Genomic DNA, 19776 nt, shown 5'->3' with positions numbered 1-19776 from the left:
CCATCAGCCCAACCAGTCTCACCGCCAGGTTGATCCGGCGTTGCGTACGGAGTTTTCTCAGCACGGGATTGGAAGGATTTGCATCCTCCCCGCGGTCGTCTGGCTGGGAGCCTCAACTCGCTTGATCTGCGGTTAGTTGACTACATAGCATCACATTCACTGTCGCGAATCGATGGTTGTTCCGGTGCGTCGGGGGGCCTGGTGTGACGTTGATGATGACGGTGGCGGCCGTCTGGGGTGTGCTGCAACTGTTCGCTGTTTCCTGGCCGACCCGCTCGGTGCGCTTGTTGACCGTGCTGCTGGCGCTTGCCGTGGGGGTGTACGGGTGCGGCGTGGCGACTGCGTTGGTGGAGCTCGCCTATACCCGTCTCTTCGCGCACCAGTCGGGGCAGCCGCTGGTGACGGTGGTGGACACGACCGGCTACACGGTGGCGCCCTGGGTGGAGGAACTCATCAAGGTTTCCCCGCTCCTGCTGGCCGGGATGTGTCAGAAGGTGCGCCGCCAGTGGGGGCTGACCGACTTCGTAGTGCTGGGTGCGGCTCTGGGGGGCGGGTTCGGGCTGCTTGAGGCGGTACTGCGGTACGGCTTGGACGCGCACCGTGCGCTCGCCCGCGGTGGGGGCTGGATCATCCCGGACAGCTTGTCCCCGCCCTACGTGCCGGGCCTGGGGCAGGTGTTGACGGCGTGGCTCCCGGCGCCGTTCAGCCAGTTGGACATGCTCGGTCCGCCGGCCACGGAAACCTTCTCCCATCTGGTGTGGACGGCTACGGCCGGCCTGGGGGCCGGGCTGCTGTGGCACACACGAGGTGGGCTGCGCCTGCTCTCGGTGGTCCCGCTCGCGGCTACTGCCGCGTATCACACGGTGAACAACTACGCGGTCCAGAAACCCACCAGCCAGGCCGCGCACTGGCTTGAAACTCTGAACGGGAAGGGGTGGGCGGCGCCACTCATATGCCTGGCCATCGCCATGGTCGCCGACCTGCGCCGCATCCACCGCGGCAAGCGCACCGTGCCGGGCGTACTGCTCGCTTCTGAACGCGTCGGCGGCGACAGTGCGGGGGCCCTACTGCGATACGCGGCCTGGCGTCTGCCATGGAGCCTGCTGATCGTCCTGCGCTACGTCAGGCTGCGGCGCTCCTTGCTGTACGCCGCTGTGTCAGCACCGCCCGCCGACACTGAGGAACTGCGTCGGGTTGTCGCCGGGATCACCGCTCGGATGGACGCATCCGACAACCCGCACGTCTGGCAGGCGCTGAACGTCCGCTCCCTGCTGAAGGCGGCCCGAACAGCCCGCGGTTCCCGGAAGCGGTGGCTGCTGGTGATCCCGTGCGTGCTCGTACTGCCTTCGTTACTGTTCCTGGGCGTCGGCTCGTTCACCTCAGCTGCCGGCCTCCAGCAGTTCTTCAGCACCGGCCCAGGGCCGAAGATCCTCATGGGCTTCGGCATCGCCGCCCTGGCCTGGATCGTCTACCAGCTCACCACTTTGCTTCGTACTTGGCGGACGGCGTCAGCCCAGCCCACGGCGGAACTGCTGGCGGTCCACCGCTTCCGTCTCGGCACTGCACTGGGTTCGGCCACCACCGGGGCACTCCTGCTGTGGCGCGGATTCGGCGACGCCGGCCCCAGCGGCAGGGCGATCCACACGTTTCACCTGCTCGACGCGCTGAACACCTTCCTGGTCTACCTCGGTTTCGCACTCCTCTTACTCTCCTTGCTTGCCCTGTTCCCTCCCGGAGGTCTCGCGCTCGCTGGAGGCGGGGTGGTCGGCGCGCTCACAGCGGACGCCATCGCCAATGCCGCCATCCTCGGCACGGCCGGGATCACCCTCATGGCAGTTGGTGCGCAAGGGGACGGCATGTCCGGGCAGGGGGCGTCATCTTCGGGTGAGCCGCCTCGGAGCGGGCCGGATGGGAAGAGCCGCGGAAGGATAGCGCAGGAGAGCGGAGATTCCTATGAAGACTTTCTCATGGAGAAGCTGGGAGGCAGTCCAGGTCCCGATGGAAGGCCCGGTTTCAAGACGGGCGGTCGTCAATTTGACGGAAAATACACCGACCCGACGTCCGGCAGCGAGACCTGGTACGAGGCAAAATCCGGCCGCTACTGGGACAGGGTGAACTCCAACGAAAAGGAAATGCTGAGATTCAAGTCAAAGCTTGGCGATGCGCGACGAATTGCACGCGAGAACGGCGCACAGTTCGGCCTGATATCGGAAAATGAGATACCAGACAATATCATCTCGTTTCTGAATCAGAAGGGGATTCCCTGGAGGGTCATCCCCCGGGAGTAGAATCACACGGTACAGAAAATCTTCCCGCTGTCTCGACCCGACTCGACAGCGGATAGCGCAAAGAAAGGCAGAGGCGATGAGCACGGACACAGACTTCACTTTCAACATGTCTCAAGAGGTGCCAATCCCGGATTTCATCGTCGTGGCCGAGGCGGCCGGATGGAGGTTCGAGGATGGCGAAAAGCTGGCGTATGTGACGGACGCGGACCTATTCGACTGGTCCGCTGTGGCGAAGAATGCGAGAGAAGAGGTTGTGCGTGAACTTGAGTCGGTGCGTGTTCGCGGTCAAGCTTGCGGCCTCATCATGACGCATCGAGAGGGCGACGCCGGCTGCATCTTCATTTTTGCCGACTCAGGAAAGTCTCTGCTTGTCACGCCGAACAAGAACGTAGTCCCGCGAGAAGGGATGGAACGATTCGCCGACGGCGAATGGTACCTTGGCAAGCTGCTCCCCATGTTTACCGGACTTCCGCTGGTTGGGTATTCTCACTCCCAGGAATTGGCATAGACTTCCCCGCATCCCTTGGTCCCAGCCGAAGGGCACGGACTGAATCGATCTTGATCTGGACCTGCCTGGGCCGCCGCCGAGACAGCGATGCGGCATTGCGCGAAGGGTTTGGCCCGGCCGGGCCGGTGATCGTGGCCGAGGTCGCGAGTGCACCGCCGGGCCGCCGGTTGGAGTCCGGGTTCGTAGGTAATGAACATGCCGATTAGGCGGGAGATAGCCGAGCCCGAAACCTATGTGGCGATGAAGGTAGTGGAAGGGGTGCCGGCCTGGAGTCTGTGTCCGTCCTCGGCGTACTCGCGCCCTTCGCGGTCGTCTTCGCCCTGGCAGCCTGCCGGGTCCCCCATGCCGTCTGCAGCGCCGCGGGAGCCGAAGCTGAGCCCTGCCGCAGCTCCTCCCGTGATCTTTGTGCGAGCCTCACCGTCCGGGAGGCGACGTCGAGGGCAGTATGGTGCTCTACGTACAGACCCTGCAGCTCATGTTGCTGGCTGAGCTGGTATCCGCGTCCTCACTGCGGAGGCCCCGCGCGGACGCCCAACCACCGTGTGGTTTGAGCCGGTTCCCCGACACATCGTCGAGGGACAGGGCCTCCCGAGTGACCCGCGTCCTGTGACTCAAGAGCGTCGCGGACGCGGGCCACGTCCCGAGATCGCGAACTCAAAGCGGTATTCAATCGAATCCTCCAGCAATCGCTACCTGCGGCTGCGGACATGCCCGCAGGCCCGACTCGCATGACGGCTGGGGTTCATGACCCGCTCAGACCCCCCGTTGCCGCAGCGCGGACCCCCCTCTCCCCTTCACCACCTCCAGCTGGGCATGGATGCGCCGCCGCAGGTCAGGGACGTGGCTGACGATACCGACGCTGCGGTCCCGCTCCCGGAGTGAGTCGAGGACGTCCAGGACCTCGTCCAGGGTCTGGTCGTCGAGGCTGCCGAAGCCCTCGTCGATGAACAACGTGTCGAGGCGGACGCCGCCGGCCTCGTCGGTGACGACGTCCGCGAGGCCGAGGGCGAGGGCGAGGGAGGCGAAGAAGGTCTCGCCGCCGGACAGGGTGGCGGTGTCGCGTTCGCGGCCGGTCCAGGCATCGACCACGTGCAGCCCGAGTCCGCTGCGGCCGCGGCCGGTGCGGTCGTCGGAGTGGACGAGGGTGTAGCGGCCCGACGACATGCGCTGCAGCCGGGCGGTCGCGGCGGCGGCGACCTGCTCCAGGCGGGCGGCCAGCACATACGACTCCAGGCGCATCCTGCGTTCGTTGTCGGCGGAGGTGCCCGCGGTGAGGGCGGCGAGGCGGGCCACCCGGTCGTACTCCTCGCGGAGCGGGGCGAGTCCGCGTACCGCCTCGGTGGCGCGCGCGGTGAGGCGGTCGAGCTCGGCGCAGCAGCGGGCCGCCGCGTCCCGGGCGGACGCCGCCTCGCGCAGCCGGTGTTCGGCCGTGGACGCCGCGCGCTCGGCCGTGGCCGGGTCGGCGGGCGGGCGCTGGGCGGCGGCCGCGGTGTCGGGCTCCGCCAGTGCCACGCGCACGGCGGCCTCCTCCGTCTGCCAGGTGTCCAGGCGGTGCTGCAGTTCGCGGTGGGCGGCGGGGTCCAGGAGGGCGTCGGCCGCGGCCTGCGGGGTGTCGAAACCGGCGCGGTAGGCGGCGTCGGCGAGGCGGGCGTCGGCGTCCTTCAGGCGCCGGGCGGTGTCCTCGGCGGTGCGTACGGCGTCGGCGGCGTCGGTGAGCAGCGCCACCTGCCGCTCCAGCTGTGCGGCGCGCGCGGCCACGCTGCCCGAGCCGCCGCGCGCCGTCACCAACTCCTCCTCCAGCTGGACCTGTTCGCGCTCCAGGGTCTCGCGCCGGGTGAGCCGGGAGGCGGCCCGTACGGCGGCCTGCTGGCGGTCGGCGAGGCGCTGCTCGCGCTCGTGCTCGGCGCGCCGCAGCTCCTCGTGGGCGGCGTGCAGCGCCGAGGCGTCGCGCCGGGCGCGGGCGTACTCCTGCTCCAACTCGGCGGCTGACGCTTCGAGTTGTGCGGTGGGCTGGTCGCCCGCCTCGGCGGTGGCGGCGGCCAGGGCCTCGCGGACGACGCCGAGGCGCCGTTCGTCCGCGGTGTGCCGGGCGTCGGCCTGCTGCCAGGCCTGGTGGGCCAGGTCCTCGGTCTCGCGGTCGACGTGGCCCGCGACCTTGCGGGCCGGTGCGGGGTGTTCGACGGCTCCGCAGACGGCGCAGGGCTCGCCGGCGGTGAGGTGGGCGGCCAGCTCGGCGGCGATGCCGTTCAGGCGCTGTTCCTTGAGGTCGAGCCAGTGGGCGCGGGCGTCGAGGGCGCGCTGCTCGGAGGCGCGCGAGGCCTGCTCGGCCTGGTCCAGGTCGGCGGTCAGCCGGTCCCGGGTGCGGGCCGCGTCGAGGCGCCTGCGCATCGGTTCCCGCTGGACGGCGAGCTGTTCGGCGCGGGTGGCGGCCTCCTGCGCGGAGTCGACGCGGGACTGGAGCGTCGCGCGGACGGTGTCCCACTCGGCGAGCCAGGCCTCGGCCTCGCGGAGCACGTCCTCGTCGGCGCGCTCCTGGCGGTCGAGCCCGGACCGCTCCTCGGCCAGCTCGGTGAGCCGCTGCTCGGCGCGCCGGGCCGCGTCCAGGCCGCCCAGTTCCTCGGCGGCCCGGCGGGCGGCGGAGGCGAGGGTGCCGGCGCCCGCGTCGGCGCAGGAGTCGGGGAGCAGGCCCCGCGCGCGTGCCTCGGTCCGGACCGCCCTGTGGTGCTCCTGCTCGGCGGCCTCGCGCAGTTGCAGCGCGGGCGCGACCGCCTCCGCCTTGCGGGCCCGTTCCATGCGCTGCCGGTCCTCGCGGTGGGCGCCGGCCCGCTCCTGGAGCCGCTCGGCGCGCTGCCGGGCCTCGGCGAACCGGCTCTGCAGGCGGGCGAGTTCGCGTACGTCGTCCAGGGCGCGCCGGGCCTCGGCGTGGGCGGACTCGGCGGCGGCGAACCGGCAGTGGGCGATGGTGAGGCGTTCGCGTGCGGTGGCGCGGGCGACGGCGGCGGCGGCGAGCACGGCGTCGGCCAGGCCCGGATCGCCCGGAGCCAGCTCGGGCAGCTCCATGGCGTCGCCGGCCTCCTGCTGCATGCGGTGGGCGTCGGCGAGCAGCGCCGCGTCGCCCTCCCGCACGCGTGCCTCGGTGGCGCGGCGGCGTTCGGCCAGGCGCTTCTCGACGTCGGCGAACCGCTGGGTGTCGAAGAGGCGGCCCAGCAGCCGGCCGCGGGCCTCGGCGTCGGCGCGCAGGAAGCGGGCGAAGTCACCCTGGGGCAACAGCACGACCTGGCAGAACTGCTCGCGGCTCATGCCGAGCAGCTGGGTGATCTCCTCGCCGATCTCCTGGTGGGAGCGGCTGCGGTCCTGCCAGGCGCCGGCCGCGGCGTCGTACTCGCGCAGCCAGGTCTGGGCCTTGTCGACGGTCGTGCCCTTGCCGCGCAGTTTGGGCCGCTCCCACGGCGGCTGACGGGTGATCTCCAGGCGGCGGCCGGCGACGGTGAGGTCGAGGCGGACCTCGGTGCGGGTGCGCGGCTCGGCGTGGTCGCTGCGCAGGTGCATGCCCTGGCCGCTCTGCCGGGCGCCGGGGACGGAGCCGTACAGGGCGTAGCAGACGGCGTCCAGGACGGTGGTCTTGCCGGCGCCGGTGGGGCCGTGCAGCAGGAACAGCCCGGCGGCGGACAGGGCGTCGAAGTCGACGCTCTGGGAGCCGCCGAAGGGCCCGAAGGCGGTGATGTCGAGCCGGTGCAGCCTCACCGGGCGACCTCCCGTACGGCGGCGTCGGCGCGCACGGCGTCGAACGCCTCCCGGAGCACGGCGGCCTCCCGCTCGTCGGGTCCGGCGCCCCGTACATGGGCGACGAAGTCCTGGGCGATCTGCTGGTCGCTGCGGCCGGCGAGACGCCGGGCGTACGACACCTCGGGGCCGCCCGGGGCGCGCTCGGGGGCGAAGACCAGGCTGAGGGTGTGCGGGAAGCGCTCGGTGAGGCGGGCCATGGGATCGGCGGGCCGGATGGCGTCGGTGAGGGTGGCCTCGACCCAGGCGCCCTCGTGTCGGGCCAGCTCCGGGTCGGCGAGCAGGTCCTCCAGGGTGCCGCGGAGGCGGGCCAGCGGGCGCGGCACCGGGCAGTCGAGGCGCTCGGCGGTGACGGCGCCGTCGGCGGCCAGGTCGACGAGCCACATGCTCTTGCGGTGGCCGGCCTCCGAGAAGGAGTAGGCGAGCGGCGAGCCGGAGTAGCGCACGCGCTCGGTGATGGTCTGGCAGCCGTGCAGATGGCCGAGTGCCACGTAGTCGACGCCGTCGAACACCCCGGCCGGTACGGCGGCGACGCCGCCGACGGTGATGTCCCGCTCGCTGTCGCTGGCCTGGCCGCCGGTGACGAAGGCGTGGGCGAGGACGACGGAGCGGGTGCCGGGCGCGCGGGCGGCGAGGTCGGCGCGGACGCGGTCCATGGCGGCGGCCAGTACGGCCTCGTGGCCGGCCTTCTCCACTCCGAACTCGTCCTTCACCAGGGCCGGTTCGAGGTACGGCAGGCCGTAGAACGCGACGTCCCCGTGGGTGTCGCCCAGCACGACCGGGGTGCCGGCGGCGGACGGCTCGGTGCGCAGGTGGATGCCGGCGCGGTCGATGAGTCCGGCGCCGACGCCGAGGCGGCGGGCCGAGTCGTGGTTGCCGGAGATCATCACCGTGGGCACGCCGAGGTCCGCGAGGCGGTGCAGGGCGTCGTCGAACAGCTCGACCGCGGCGAGCGGGGGCACCGCGCGGTCGTACACATCGCCCGACACGACCACCGCGTCCACCTCGCGCTCACGCACGGTGGTGACGAGGTGACCGATGAACTCGGCCTGGGCCCCGAGCATGTTCACCCGGTGGAAGGCCCGGCCGAGATGCCAGTCGGACGTGTGCAGGAGTCTCATGATCCCCGAGGTTAACGGCCGGGTCTGACATCACGGGCGGTTACTCCCGTATCCGCCCGTGACATCCGGCCAGCTTTGATGAGTTATGCCTGATTTACGCATTTCATCAGGCATCTCCGTAGGCTTCTCCGCCCAGTTCGAGCCCCGCTGTGCCCGCCGTCACATCGGCGAGCCATCCGCGGAAGGCGTCCACGTCGGCGTCCGGCAGCCCGATCTCGATGGTCACGGCCTCGCCGTAACGGACGTCCCGCACCCCGCGTCCGGTGGCGCGCAGATCGTTCTGCACCTTGCCCGCGCGCTGGTGGTCGACGGTCACCGTGGCCAGCCGGAAGCGGCGCCGGGTGAGTGTGCCGAGCGTGTCGAGGGCCTCGCCCACGGCGCCGCCGTAGGCGCGGATGAGTCCGCCGGCGCCGAGCTTGACGCCGCCGTAGTAGCGGGTGACGACCGCGACGACGTAGCGCATCTCACGGCGCAGCAGCATCTGGAGCATGGGGACGCCGGCGGTGCCGCCCGGTTCGCCGTCGTCGCTGGCCTTCTGCACGGAGGCGTCGGCGCCGATGACGTACGCCCAGCAGTTGTGGGTGGCGTCGGCGTGTTCCTTGCGCACGGAGGCGATGAAGTCCTGCGCCTCCTGCTCGGTGGCGGCCGGGGCGAGGGCGCACAGGAAGCGGGAGCGGTTGATCTCGGTCTCGTGCACGCCCGCGCGGGCGACTGTGCGGTACTCGTCCTGCATCCCGTCAGCGTATGCGCTCCGCTGGTTGCGCCGGGACGGGAGGTGCCTGGCTGTGCCGCTACTCCTTCCGGCCGCGCGGCACCGTGAACGACGTCAGGAGGGCGGTGCCCGGGGCGAGGGCGGTCCAGCCGGTGCCGCGCCAGTCGAGGACGGCGATCGCGCAGGTCGGGAACTTGGTCCGCACCCGGTCCAGGGTGTCGTCCAGACCGTCCCCGGCCAGCTCCAGCACCAGCTCCTCCAGCCCCGGGTTGTGCCCCACCACCAGCAGCGTCTCCACCTCGGGCGGCGCCTCGCGGACCACCTCCAGCAGGTCCGGTACGTCCGCCGCGTACAGCCGCCGGTCGTAGCGCACCGGCGGCGGGGTGCCCCACTCGGCGGAGGCCAGCTCCCAGGTGCGCCGGGCGCGTACGGCCGTGGAGCACAGGGCGAGGTCGGGCAGGCAGTCGGCGTCGGCGAGGGCGCGTCCGGCGGCCGGGGCGTCACGCAGGCCGCGCGGCGCGAGCGGCCTGCGGTGGTCCTCGACGCCCTCGGGCCAGTCGGACTTGGCGTGCCGCAGTACCACCAGCCGGCGCAGCGGTCCGGCGCCCGCCCGCGCGATCACGCGAGACTCCCGAGGTCGCGGGCGAGGTCGAGGGCGAGCAGGCGGTCGGCATAGACGTACGTCTCGAACCGCGCGCCGTCGGAGATGTCCGGGTCGGCCGCCACGGACCGCAGCACGTCCAGCACGCCGGGCAGGTCGAGGTCGTCCTCCCACGCGGAGCGCAGCCGCCCCCGCACCCCGTCCGGCACCGGCCGCGACGGCTGCCGCGCCCACCCCGCCACGGCCCGCCGCCACCGCGCCAACCGCCCGGCAGCCTCGCCCAGCACCACGGGGTCCAGCCGGACGGTGTCACCGCGCGGCACGGAGAGCAGCGCGAGCCGCAGGGCGGCGGGATCGGTGAGCAGCACCGGGAGCGCGGGGTGCACGGCGGGCTCGGCGGCACCTGCCCCACCGGCCCCGGCCGGCGCCGGTCCCGGTGCCGGAGCGCCGGCCGGGTCCGTCGTCCACTCCACGGGGGCCACCCGCATCACCGGACCCGCGGTGGGGACGTTCCCGGGGTCGGACGTCACATGGATCGCCTGGGCCTCCCCCAGTCCCGACGCCAGGTCGCGGCCGTCCTCGAAGGGGCGGATGGAGAGGGTGGTGGCGGCTGCGCGGAGTTCGGCGTGGCGGTGGGGGGCGGTGAGGATCGTCCAGACGGGGGTGCCGGACAGTTCCAGGCCGCGGACCAGGAGGTCGGCGGTGAGCAGCACCCGGAGGGCGGTCGGGTCGAGGCCGGAGGCATGGGCTTCGATGCGGGTCAGGCCGCGGCGGGCGGGCGCGGCGGGGACGGGCTCACCGGTTCGGGCGTCGAGGAAGCGCAGCACGGGGCGAGCGTAGGCGTGCGGGCGGTCGCGCGCAGGCACCTTGCGCCGATTCCGGACATGGTGGCGGCATGAGGGGGAATCCGGACCCGCCGGGCGCCGTTGCCCAGGCGAACATTACCCGCAGCAACCCATGGAGGCGGCCGTGTACGGCGACGAAGCGACGATCCGCAGGATTCTGACCCAGCTGGGCGACACCTGGGCGGTGGTCGGCCTGTCCACCAACCGGAGCCGGGCCGCGTACGGGGTGGCGCAGGTGCTCCAGCGGTTCGGCAAGCGGATCGTGCCCGTGCACCCCAAGGCCGAGACGGTGCACGGCGAACAGGGGTACGCATCCCTCGCGGACATCCCCTTCGACGTGGACGTGGTCGACGTCTTCGTGAACAGCGAACTGGCCGGCGCGGTGGCCGACCAGGCCGTGGCGAAGGGCGCGCGGGCGGTGTGGTTCCAGCTCGGCGTCGTGGACCAGAGCGCGTACGAACGGACCCGGGCGGCCGGTCTGGACATGGTGATGGACCGCTGCCCGGCGATCGAAATCCCCCTTCTGCAGTAGCGAATCTCTCCTTCTACTCACAATCCTCTGCTGAATATTGACATTCATAGTGGGCATCTGAGCTGTGACAAGGCTGTGACCGAGCGTGTACTCAAGACAGATAAGATCCAGGGTCAAGTTTTGGTTAACACTCTTTTGCTCACTCGGAAAGCGTCCTTAGCCTGTGGCCTCCTTGCTCCTTAAACCTGCGTTTACGATCTGAGAGGCCACTTGAACATGGCGAATGTCGACCAGGCTGCACCGGTAGCCACAAGCGACACCGGTGGTCTGCGCCGCGACGTCGGACTCATCGGTCTGATGTGGGCCTCGGTGGGCTCCATCATCGGCTCCGGTTGGCTCTTCGGTGCCGAGAAAGCAGTGGTGGCGGCGGGTCCCGCCGCGATCATCTCGTGGGTGATCGGCGCGGTGGCCATCGTGCTGCTCGCTCTCGTGCACGCCGAACTCGGCGGCATGTTCCCGGTGGCGGGCGGCACCGCGCGCTACCCGCACTACGCCTTCGGCGGCCTGGCCGGCATGTCGTTCGGCTGGTTCTCCTGGCTGCAGGCCGCGACGGTGGCCCCGATCGAGGTCGAGGCCATGATCGGCTATGCCAAGCACTGGCACTTCGCCGACGGGCTGCAGCACGCCAACGGCACGCTCTCGACCAGCGGCATCGTCGTCGCGGTGGTCCTGATGGCGGTGTTCGTCGCGGTCAACTTCCTCGGCGTCCGCATCCTGGCCCACACCAACAGCGCCGCCACCTGGTGGAAGATCGCGGTCCCGCTCGCGGCGATCTTCGTCATCGCCATCGGCAACTTCCACCCGGCCAACTTCACCTCCGAGGGCTTCGCCCCGTTCGGCGCCAAGGGTGTCCTCACCGCGATCAGCTCCAGCGGCATCATCTTCGCGCTGCTGGGCTTCGAGCAGGCGATCCAGCTGGCCGGCGAGAGCCGCAACCCGAAGCGTGACCTGCCGCGCGCGACGCTCGGTTCGGTGGCGATCGGCTCCGTGATCTACCTGCTGCTCCAGGTCGTGTTCATCGGCGCGCTGCCGCACGCCAGCTTCGCGAAGGGCTGGGCGAACCTGGCCTACGCCGGCATCAGCGGCCCCTGGGCGGGCCTCGCCACGCTGGTCGGCCTGGGCTGGCTGGCCTGGGTGCTGTACGCCGACGCGATCATCTCCCCCGGAGGCACCGGCCTGATCTACACCACCGCCACCTCCCGCATCTCCTACGGCCTGGCCAAGAACGGCTACGCGCCGAAGATCTTCGCCAAGACCGACTCGCGCGGTGTGCCGTGGTTCGGCCTCGCCGTCTCGTTCGTGACCGGCGTCGTCTGCTTCCTGCCGTTCCCGAGCTGGCAGACGCTGGTCAGCTTCATCACCTCGGCGAGCGTGCTGATGTACGCGGGCGCCCCGCTGGCCTACGGCGTCTTCAAGGACCGGCTGCCGAACCACGACCGTCCGTACAAGCTGCCCTTCGGCAACGTCATCTCCCCGCTGTCGTTCGTGGTCGCCAACCTGATCATCTTCTGGTCCGGCTGGGACACCCTGTGGCGGCTGGGCTTCGCGATCCTGCTCGGCTATGTGCTGCTCGGCTCCTACGCCGCGTACGCGATCCGCAAGAGCCTGCCCGACGCTCCCCGGCTGGACTTCAAGGCCGCGCAGTGGCTGGTCCCCTACCTGCTGGGCATCGGCGTGATCTCCTACCTGAGCACCTTCGGCGGCAGCGGTGACCTGCCGCTGTGGTGGGACATCCTGGTCGTGACGGTGTTCTCGCTCGGCATCTACTACTGGGCCAAGGCGACCGCCTCCGCACCCGAGGCGATCGAGCGCAGCATCGACGAGGTCGTCGTCGTCGACACCCCGGCGCACTGAGCCCACTCCCCTCCCGGTGTCCCGTCAGCAGAGCCGCTGACGGGACACCGTCATAATGCGGGGATGATCTCCCCTTCCCCCCACCTCGACTCCGCGCCCGGGGAACGCCGTACGGTCGTCGTCGTGGGCGCCGGGCCCGCCGGACTCACGATCGGCGGCATCCTGCGGGCCGCCGCCGTCGACTGCGTCGTCCTGGAGACCGAGACCAGGCAGTTCATCGAGACACGGCCGCGGGCCGGTGTCCTCGAAGAGTGGGCCGTGCGCGAACTCGGGCGGCGCGGACTGGCCGCGCGGCTGCCCGAGCGGGCCGAGCCGCACGGCGCCTGCGAGTTCCGCTTCGGCGGCGAGCGGTACCGCTTCCCCTACGCCGACCTGACCGGCACGCACCATTACGTCTATCCGCAGCCGTTGCTGGTGACGGACCTGGTGCGGGAGTACGCCGACGTGCGCGGCGGCGACATCCGCTTCGGGGTGCGCGACGTACGGCTGCACGACCTGGACTCGGACCGGCCCGCGGTGTCGTACCGGTGTCCTGAGACCGGTGAACGGCGGCTGCTGCGCTGCGACTTCGTCGCGGGCTGCGACGGGGCGCGCGGGGTGACGCGGGACGCGATACCCGCGCGGCGCAGGCGGATCGCCCGGCAGGACGACGGCATCGGCTGGCTGGCGCTGCTCGCGGAGGTGCCGCCGTCGACGGACTGCGTCCTGTTCGGCGTCCACCCGCGCGGTTTCGCCGGGCAGATGCCCCGCAGCCCCGAGCTGACCCGGTTCTACCTGCAGTGCCCGCCGGGCGACGATCCCGGGAACTGGTCGCACGACCGGGTGTGGACCGCACTGCACGAGCGGCTCGGCGCGGCCGGAGCGCCCCCGCTCAGCGAGGGCCGGCTGGTCGAGAAGCGCGTACTGGACATGCACCACTACGTCGTGGAACCGCTCCGCCATGGACGGCTGTTCCTGGCCGGGGACGCCGGTCACCTGGTCGCGCCCATCGCCGCGAAGGGGATGAACCTGGCCCTGCACGACGCCTTCCTGCTCGGCGACGCGCTCGCGGCGTACGTCACGAGGGGCGACGACAGCGGCCTCGCGGGCTACTCGGCGGCCTGCCTGCGCAGGGTGTGGGACTACCAGGAGTTCTCACAGTGGCTGTCGGACATCTACCACGGTCTCGCGTCGGGCGACCCGTTCCGCGCCGGCACCACTCTGGCCCGGCTGCGCCGGCTGTTCACCTCGCCGGCCGCGGCGGCGGCCTTCGCCGAGCAGTACCTCGGCACGGCAGCCGCCTACTGACGTCCGGTGCGCCCTTCGGCGAGGTGGTGGTCCGCCGTCTTCAGGGCCTCCTCCACCAGTCGGCGCAGGTGCCCGTGCGGGAGTGAGTAGATCACCCGGCGGCCCTCCTTGCGGGTCCTCACCAGGCCCGCGAACCGCAGCCGGGCCAGGTGCTGGCTGACGGCGGGACGGGCCGCACCGCACGCCTCGGTGAGCGTCGTGACGTCGGCCTCGCCCGCCGACAGGGCGTACAGCAGGGTGAGGCGGGTGCGGTCGCCGAGCAGGGCCATCAGCTCGGCGGCGCGCGCGAAGTGCTCCTCGCCCGGGCTGCGCGGGTGCGCATGGTGCGCAGGTGACAGGTGCATGCGTGCGCTCATACGCACATAATGGTCCCGTGGGCGCCACGCGTCCACTCCCGCGCGGAAGGGGACCCATGTGAACGACCGGCACCGCCATCACCACGGCCACGACGGACACGGCCATGGCCGGCACGTGCACGCCCACAGCCACAGCCACGACCACCGCCACGAGGGCCGCGCCGCCCGCACTCCCGGCCTCCGGCACCGGCTCGCGCACCTCCTCACCCCGCACTCCCACGACACCGCCGACAAGCTGGACCCGGCCATGGAGGCCTCGGCGCGTGGGATGCGGGCGCTGTGGGTGTCGCTGGCCGTCCTCGGGGTCACCGCACTGACGCAGGCCGCCGTGGTGGCCGTCTCCGGGTCGGTGGCGCTGCTCGGGGACAGCGTGCACAACGCCGCCGACGCCCTGACCGCGGTACCGCTCGGCATCGCCTTCGTGCTGGGGCGGCGGGCGGCGACCCGGCGGTTCACCTACGGCTACGGGCGCGCGGAGGATCTCGCGGGACTGGTGATCGTGCTGACCATCGCCGCCTCGGCGGCCTTCGCCGCGTGGGCCGCCGTGGGCCGGCTGCTCGATCCGCGCCCGGTGGCGCACCTGCCGGCGGTGGCGGCGGCGGCGCTGGCCGGGTTCGTGGGCAACGAATGGGTGGCCCGGTACCGGATCCGGGTGGGCAGGGAGATCGGCTCGGCCGCGCTCGTCGCCGACGGGCTGCACGCCCGTACCGACGGTTTCACTTCGCTGGCGGTGCTGCTGGGCGCCGGCGGGTCGGCTCTCGGTATGCACCTGGCCGACCCCGTCGTGGGGCTGGCGATCACGGCCGCGATCGCGCTGGTGCTGCGGGACGCGGCGCGGGAAGTGTTCCGGCGGATGCTGGACGCCGTCGACCCGGCGCTGGTGGACCGGGCCGAGCGGGCGGTGCGGGCGGTGCCGGGCGTGCGGGAGGTGGGTGAGCTGCGGCTGCGCTGGATCGGGCACCGGCTGCGGGCCGAACTCACGGTGGTGGTGGACGGCGAGGCGACGCTACGGCAGGCGCACGCGATCGCCGTCGAGGCCGAGCACGCCCTGCTGCACGCCGTACCGAGGCTGACGGCCGCCCTGGTCCACGCCGACCCGGCACCCGCGCCGGGCGAGACGGACCCCCATCTCGCCCTGGCGCACCATCTGACGGGGTGAGGGGCGGATCCAGGAGACCGCGCGCGGGGTGCCGGTGCGGGCGTTCGCCGGCCTCAGGCGACCCCGAGGCCCTCCAGCACCACGGCGCCCGGCAGTTCCGCGAGGGCCTTGCCGGGGACCAGCAGTTTGCCGCGCCGGCGTCCGCTGCCGACGAGCACGCAGGGCAGGTCGACGACGGCCGGGTCCAGCAGGACCGGCCAGCCGGCGGGCAGGCCGACCGGCGTGATGCCGCCGTACTCGACGCGACCTGCTGGAGCAGTCGGCGAACTGCGTGGTCGTCGTCGGGAAGCGGGGCGGCGGGACGACCCTCGCCGCGTGCGTGGTGCTCTCCACCACCCGGGTCGACGTCAACGGCGTCGTCCGCCGCCGACTCGGGGCGCGCAAGGCCTCGTTCGCCTCGATGGAGACGGCCACCGGCGAGACCGGCATGGCCGTAGTGCTCGACGAAGACGGAGGTGTCCGCCCACCGCGGGTCGGTGTCGACGTAGAGGATGTGGTCGGCGGGGAGCGCGCCCCGCCAGCGGCGTACGGCGTCGGCGACCGGGGCGGTCAGCTCCTGAAGGCAGTCCGGGGCGGGGGTGGCCGTGTCGAAGTCTCCGATGGGCGCGCGCATGGCCGCACCCTACGGCGGGCCGGCAGCCCGCTGCGGCGCGGTTCAGCGCACGGGCGGCACCGAGACGGCCATCACCATCTCCATCGGGACGTCGCCCTCGTTGCCGTACGTGTGCGAGGTGCTCGCCTCGAACGCGGCGCTCGCGCCGGCCGGCACGAGGTGCTTGACGCCGTCCACGGTCAGGGTCAGTTCACCCGCGGTGACATGGACGAGCTCCGCCGTGCCCGCCGGGTGCGGCTCGGAGGGGCTCTGCTCGCCGGGCATCAGCCGCCAGTCCCACATCTCCAGGGGGCCGGGTGCCTCCGTGCCCGCGAGGAGGCGGCTGTAGCTGCCGGCGTCGGTGTGCCACAGCCGTACGGCCTGGTCGGCGGGGACGACGCGGACGGTGGGGCCCTGTTCGTAGTCGAGGAGGGTGGTGACGCTGATGCCGAGCGCGTCGCCGATCTTCACGACGGTGCCGATGCTGGGGTTCGTCCGGGCCTGCTCGATCTGGATGAGCATGCCGCGGCTGACTCCCGCGCGGGCGGCGAGCGCGTCCAGGGTGAAGCCGCGCTCGGTGCGCCAGCGCTTGACGTTGCGCGCCAGGGACTGGGTCAGCAGGTCGAGGTCCGACACATCACGTCCATCGAGGAAGAGTCCGGGGTGCAGTCTGTTCGATGACAAGGTTCAGCGGACTGCACTACGGCGGGCTGTACCCGATCATCCATCGAACTGTACTGCGAGGCCGACCGCGACAGCACGCTTCGTTCCGGGGGCCTGGCGCTGGGCGGCGGGTGGGTCAGCCCTCGGTCTCCAGTCGCGCGAGCCGGGCCACCCCGTCCTCGTCCAGTTCCGCCAGTGCGCGCAGCTGCCCCGGTGTCATCCCGTCCGGGATCGGCACCGGCGGCGGGGTTCTGAGCGGCGGCTGCCAGCCCTGCTCGGGTGTCCAGCGCCGGACGACGCGGGCCGGTGCCCCGGCGACCACGGCGTGATCGGGCACCGTGCCGCGGACCACGGCACCGGCCGCGACGACCACGTTCCGGCCGATCCGCGCGCCCGGCAGGATGACCGCGCCGGTGCCGATCCAGCAGCCGGGGCCGATCTCGACGGGCTCCATGCGCGGCCACTGCCTGCCGATGGGCTCGTGCGGGTCGTCGTAGGAGTGGTTGGTGGAGGTGACGTAGACGTACGGGCCGAAGTAGCAGTCGCTGCCGATGGTGACCGTCGTGTCCGCGATGACATGGCTGCCGCGGCCGAGGACCACCCCGTCGCCGATGCGCAGGATCGGGTCCGGACCGAGGTCCAGGTCCGGCATCAGGCCGGCGGTCAGCGTGACCTGTTCGGCGATGATGCAGTGCGAACCGAGGTGGATCCACGGTTCGCCGAAGACGGTGCCGAGCGGAAAGGCGAGCCGGGTCGCTTCGCCGATCGAGCCGAAGCGCAGGCGGCCGGGGCGGTCGGCGGTGACGGAGCCCGTGCGCTGCGCCCAGGCCCAGGCCGCGTGCACCACGCGCTGCGCCGCGCGGCGTCGCCAGGATGAGAACGTGTTCTTGCGCTTCGGCACGGGGTCACGTTACTCACCGGTTGTCACCGGCGAGAGGGTGGGCTGCTGTGATCTTTGCCCCATGCCGTGTCGTAGCGTGCGGGGTACTTACGGACACGAGGAGACGGTGATGACGCAGCGGGCGCTGATCGTGGGCATCGGGGGCAAGGACCCGCAGATCGATCCGGAGGCGTTCGTGGCGCCCACGGCCTCTGTCATCGGCGATGTCACACTGCGCGCGGGGGCCAGTGTCTGGTACGGCGCGGTGGTGCGCGGGGATGTCGAGAGGATCACCGTGGGGGCGCAGGCGAACGTGCAGGACAACGTCACGTTGCACGCGGATCCCGGGTTTCCCGTGCGCGTGGGCGAGCGGGTGTCCATCGGGCACAACGCGGTGGTGCACGGGGCGACGGTCGAGGACGACTGCCTGATCGGGATGGGGGCCACCGTGCTGAACGGAGCCGTGATCGGGGCGGGGTCGCTGGTCGCGGCTCAGGCTTTGGTGCCGCAGGGGATGGTGGTGCCGCCGGGGTCCCTGGTGGCGGGCGTGCCGGCGAAGGTGAAGCGGCCGCTGTCGGAGGAAGAGCGGCAGGGGGTCACCCTCAACGGCACGATGTACGCGGAGTTGGCGGCGGCGCATCGCGGGGTGCAGGAGTAGGTGCGCCGCGGGTGCGGGTGCCTCACTCCCCGGCGTTCACCGGTTCTGCTTCCACTTCCGCCGTCTGGGCCTTCTTCGCCTTGCGCTTGATGAGCAGCATGGAGGCCAGGCCGATCAGGACCGCCGCCGCGAGCCCCACGTACGAGAACTTCTTCAGCCAGTCCTCGGCGACGACGCCCACGTAGTAGATGACGGCCGTGGTGCCGCCTGCCCAGCAGATGCCGCCGAGGACGTTGGCGATCAGGAACTTCCAGTACGGCATGTGCAGGACGCCGGCGAGCGGGCCCGCGAAGATGCGCAGGAGGGCGATGAAGCGGCCGAAGAAGACGGCCCACATGCCCCATTTCTCGAAGGACCGCTCGGCGGTGGCCACATGGCCCTCGCCGAAGTGCCTCGGGAACTTCCTGCCGAGCCAGGCGAGCAGCGGGCGGCCGCCCTTGCGGCCGATCGCGTAGCCGATGGAGTCGCCGATCACGGCGCCGGCGGTCGCGCAGGCGCCGAGGACGACCGGGTTGATGCCGGAGTGCTGGGAGGACATGAGCGCCGCCGAGACCAGCACGATCTCGCCCGGCAGCGGGATGCCCAGGCTCTCCAGACCGATCACCAGGGCCACCACGGCGTAGACGGCGGCCGCGGGCACCGTGTCGAGCCATTCCTGGACGTGCACCGCCGGTTCCTCCCCTGTCGCCGTCCCTGTCTTCCGGGGCGCCGCATGTAAAGGGCGTCCCAAGGGAAGGCTACCTGGTCGGCGGCGAACGGCGGCTCGCGCGCACTGCCCGGCGGCACCGCACCGCCCTCGCTCCTTCGGTTTCCGGACATCCCGGTGTCACACGGGAGGGGAAGGCTCCCCGCGGTTGCGCCCGACCCGCCTGCCCCAGGTCCCCGTCGTGGGCCCGTTGCGGAAGGACGACGTCCCCGTGTCCTCAGTGTCCGAGTCCCCCTCGCTCTCCGCTCCGCCGGGTACCGCTCCGCAGGCCCCCGGCCGGCCCCCGGCCCTCCCGGCGGCCCGGCGTGTCCGGCTGGTGCTGTGCCTGGCCGCCCTGCTGCCGGCCGCCGGCTGGGCCGTCGCCGACCGGCCGGTGCTGCACGAGGGCGTCCGGCGGCTCGTCGCGGCCGACCCGTGGTGGCTGCTGGCCGGTGCCGGTCTCACCTGCCTGAACTGTGTGGCGGCCGCATGTGTGCGACAGGGCGCGCTGCCCGACCGGCTGCCGCCGGGTCTGCTGCTCGCCTCGCAGTTCGCCGCCGGTGCCGCCAACCATGTGCTGCCGGGCGGGCTCGGCGCCCATGCCGTCACCCTGCGCTTCCTGTGGGGCCGCGGGGTGCCGGCCGGCCGGGCCACCGCGTCGATCGGGCTGTACTCGCTGGCCAGGTCCGGCGCGAAGTCGGTGGTGCTGCTGGTGTTCCTGGCGGCGTCACCGGCGTGGCGGCGCCTCGGTGAGCCGGTACCGGACGGGCGGCTGCTGGTCCCGGTCGCCGCCGTCGCGGGCGGGGCCGTCGCGGTGGCCGGGGTGCTGCTGACGGTCGTACGGCCGCTGCGCCGGCCGGTGTCCGGGCTGCTGCGCTCCGCCCTCGCCGATGCGCGGGAGGTGCACACCCGGCCGTCCCGGGTGATCGCGCTGTGGGGCGGGGCGGTCGCGATGCCGCTGGTGCAGGGGACCGCCCTCGCCTGTGTCGGTGCCGCGCTCGGGCTGGGGCTGTCCTGGGCCCAGGTGGTGCTCGCCCACCTCGCGGCGGGCACGGCCGTGGGGGCCGTTCCGGCGCCGGGCGGGCTCGCCGTCGACGCCGTGCTGGTGTGGACGCTGGTCGCCTTCGGCTCCGCACCGGCGCCGGCCACCGCGACGGTCATCGGCTGTCGGGTGCTGACCGACTGGGTGCCGCTGGTGCCGGGCAGCCTGACGCTGTCGGCGCTGATCCGGGCGAAGGTGCTCTGACGTCGC

At 72.1% G+C, this 19776-nt stretch carries 17 protein-coding genes and 1 pseudogene; 8 read left to right on the top strand and 10 right to left on the bottom strand.

Going from position 1 to position 19776, the window contains the following annotated elements; all coding sequences use genetic code 11:
• Nucleotides 1–212: 212 nt before the first annotated feature.
• The gene (locus tag ABT171_RS13750; RefSeq protein WP_351243564.1) at nt 213–2288 is read left to right on the top strand and encodes a PrsW family intramembrane metalloprotease; all 2076 of its coding nucleotides are present in this window, start codon (nt 213–215) and stop codon (nt 2286–2288) included.
• Between the two features lie 76 nt (nt 2289–2364).
• Complete coding sequence (locus tag ABT171_RS13745) at nt 2365–2796, top strand: hypothetical protein (RefSeq protein WP_351243144.1); 432 nt, start codon at nt 2365–2367, stop codon at nt 2794–2796.
• A gap of 753 nt (nt 2797–3549) precedes the next feature.
• Here ABT171_RS13745 and ABT171_RS13740 read toward each other — a convergent pair.
• The 5 genes from ABT171_RS13740 to ABT171_RS13720 form a co-directional block, all read right to left on the bottom strand.
• Entirely contained in the window at nt 3550–6540 is a 2991-nt protein-coding gene (locus ABT171_RS13740) for an AAA family ATPase (protein ID WP_351243142.1), read from the bottom strand.
• Nucleotides 6537–7700 (bottom strand): exonuclease SbcCD subunit D, encoded by a 1164-nt coding sequence (locus ABT171_RS13735; protein ID WP_351243140.1) that lies wholly within the window; start codon nt 7698–7700, stop codon nt 6537–6539. The genes ABT171_RS13740 and ABT171_RS13735 overlap by 4 nt, the downstream gene beginning before the upstream one ends.
• Before the next feature lie 106 nt (nt 7701–7806).
• On the bottom strand, nt 7807–8433 hold the full coding sequence (locus ABT171_RS13730; RefSeq protein WP_351243138.1) for a YigZ family protein: 627 nt from the start codon (nt 8431–8433) through the stop codon (nt 7807–7809).
• Between the two features lie 58 nt (nt 8434–8491).
• Nucleotides 8492–9034 (bottom strand): SixA phosphatase family protein, encoded by a 543-nt coding sequence (locus tag ABT171_RS13725; protein WP_351243136.1) that lies wholly within the window; start codon nt 9032–9034, stop codon nt 8492–8494.
• The gene (locus ABT171_RS13720; protein ID WP_351243134.1) at nt 9031–9840 is read right to left on the bottom strand and encodes a hypothetical protein; all 810 of its coding nucleotides are present in this window, start codon (nt 9838–9840) and stop codon (nt 9031–9033) included. The genes ABT171_RS13725 and ABT171_RS13720 overlap by 4 nt, the downstream gene beginning before the upstream one ends.
• 142 nt (nt 9841–9982) lie before the next feature.
• On the opposite strand from ABT171_RS13720, the gene ABT171_RS13715 reads away from it, so the two are divergent.
• The 3 genes from ABT171_RS13715 to ABT171_RS13705 all read left to right on the top strand — a co-directional run bounded on the left by ABT171_RS13715 (nt 9983) and on the right by ABT171_RS13705 (nt 13531).
• Nucleotides 9983–10390 (top strand): CoA-binding protein, encoded by a 408-nt coding sequence (locus ABT171_RS13715; protein WP_351243132.1) that lies wholly within the window; start codon nt 9983–9985, stop codon nt 10388–10390.
• Nucleotides 10391–10606: 216 nt separating this feature from the next.
• Entirely contained in the window at nt 10607–12244 is a 1638-nt protein-coding gene (locus ABT171_RS13710) for an APC family permease (protein WP_351243130.1), read from the top strand.
• A 63-nt stretch (nt 12245–12307) separates the two neighbouring features.
• Complete coding sequence (locus tag ABT171_RS13705; protein ID WP_351243128.1) at nt 12308–13531, top strand: 4-hydroxybenzoate 3-monooxygenase; 1224 nt, start codon at nt 12308–12310, stop codon at nt 13529–13531.
• Here the strand turns inward: ABT171_RS13705 and ABT171_RS13700 are convergent.
• On the bottom strand, nt 13525–13887 hold the full coding sequence (locus tag ABT171_RS13700; RefSeq protein ID WP_351243126.1) for an ArsR/SmtB family transcription factor: 363 nt from the start codon (nt 13885–13887) through the stop codon (nt 13525–13527). The genes ABT171_RS13705 and ABT171_RS13700 overlap by 7 nt on opposite strands.
• 58 nt (nt 13888–13945) lie before the next feature.
• Between ABT171_RS13700 and ABT171_RS13695 the strand changes: the two genes are divergently transcribed.
• The gene (locus ABT171_RS13695) at nt 13946–15046 is read left to right on the top strand and encodes a cation diffusion facilitator family transporter (RefSeq protein ID WP_503075148.1); all 1101 of its coding nucleotides are present in this window, start codon (nt 13946–13948) and stop codon (nt 15044–15046) included.
• A 53-nt stretch (nt 15047–15099) separates the two neighbouring features.
• On the opposite strand, the pseudogene ABT171_RS41885 reads toward ABT171_RS13695, so the two are convergent.
• The 3 genes and pseudogenes from ABT171_RS41885 to ABT171_RS13670 all read right to left on the bottom strand — a co-directional run bounded on the left by ABT171_RS41885 (nt 15100) and on the right by ABT171_RS13670 (nt 17202).
• Nucleotides 15100–15659: pseudogene (locus ABT171_RS41885) on the bottom strand (YbaK/EbsC family protein).
• Nucleotides 15660–15701: 42 nt separating this feature from the next.
• A complete protein-coding gene (locus ABT171_RS13675) occupies nt 15702–16274 on the bottom strand; it encodes a cupin domain-containing protein (RefSeq protein WP_351243124.1) in 573 nt (190 codons plus the stop codon).
• 163 nt (nt 16275–16437) lie between these two features.
• Entirely contained in the window at nt 16438–17202 is a 765-nt protein-coding gene (locus tag ABT171_RS13670; protein ID WP_351243123.1) for an acyltransferase, read from the bottom strand.
• A gap of 109 nt (nt 17203–17311) precedes the next feature.
• Here ABT171_RS13670 and ABT171_RS13665 point away from each other — a divergent pair, with 109 nt between their 5' ends.
• The gene (locus ABT171_RS13665) at nt 17312–17839 is read left to right on the top strand and encodes a gamma carbonic anhydrase family protein (protein WP_351243121.1); all 528 of its coding nucleotides are present in this window, start codon (nt 17312–17314) and stop codon (nt 17837–17839) included.
• Nucleotides 17840–17861: 22 nt separating this feature from the next.
• Here the strand turns inward: ABT171_RS13665 and ABT171_RS13660 are convergent, their stop codons facing one another.
• Complete coding sequence (locus ABT171_RS13660) at nt 17862–18506, bottom strand: DedA family protein (RefSeq protein WP_351243119.1); 645 nt, start codon at nt 18504–18506, stop codon at nt 17862–17864.
• A gap of 250 nt (nt 18507–18756) precedes the next feature.
• On the opposite strand from ABT171_RS13660, the gene ABT171_RS13655 reads away from it, so the two are divergent.
• Nucleotides 18757–19770, top strand: coding sequence for a lysylphosphatidylglycerol synthase transmembrane domain-containing protein (locus ABT171_RS13655; RefSeq protein ID WP_351243117.1), 1014 nt, complete (start codon nt 18757–18759; stop codon nt 19768–19770).
• Nucleotides 19771–19776: the final 6 nt, after the last annotated feature.

The sequence above is a fragment of the Streptomyces sp. NPDC001851 genome, from assembly GCF_040297165.1.
In the GTDB taxonomy this organism is placed as follows: domain Bacteria; phylum Actinomycetota; class Actinomycetes; order Streptomycetales; family Streptomycetaceae; genus Streptomyces.
This window is presented reverse-complemented; position numbering and strand designations above follow the sequence as displayed.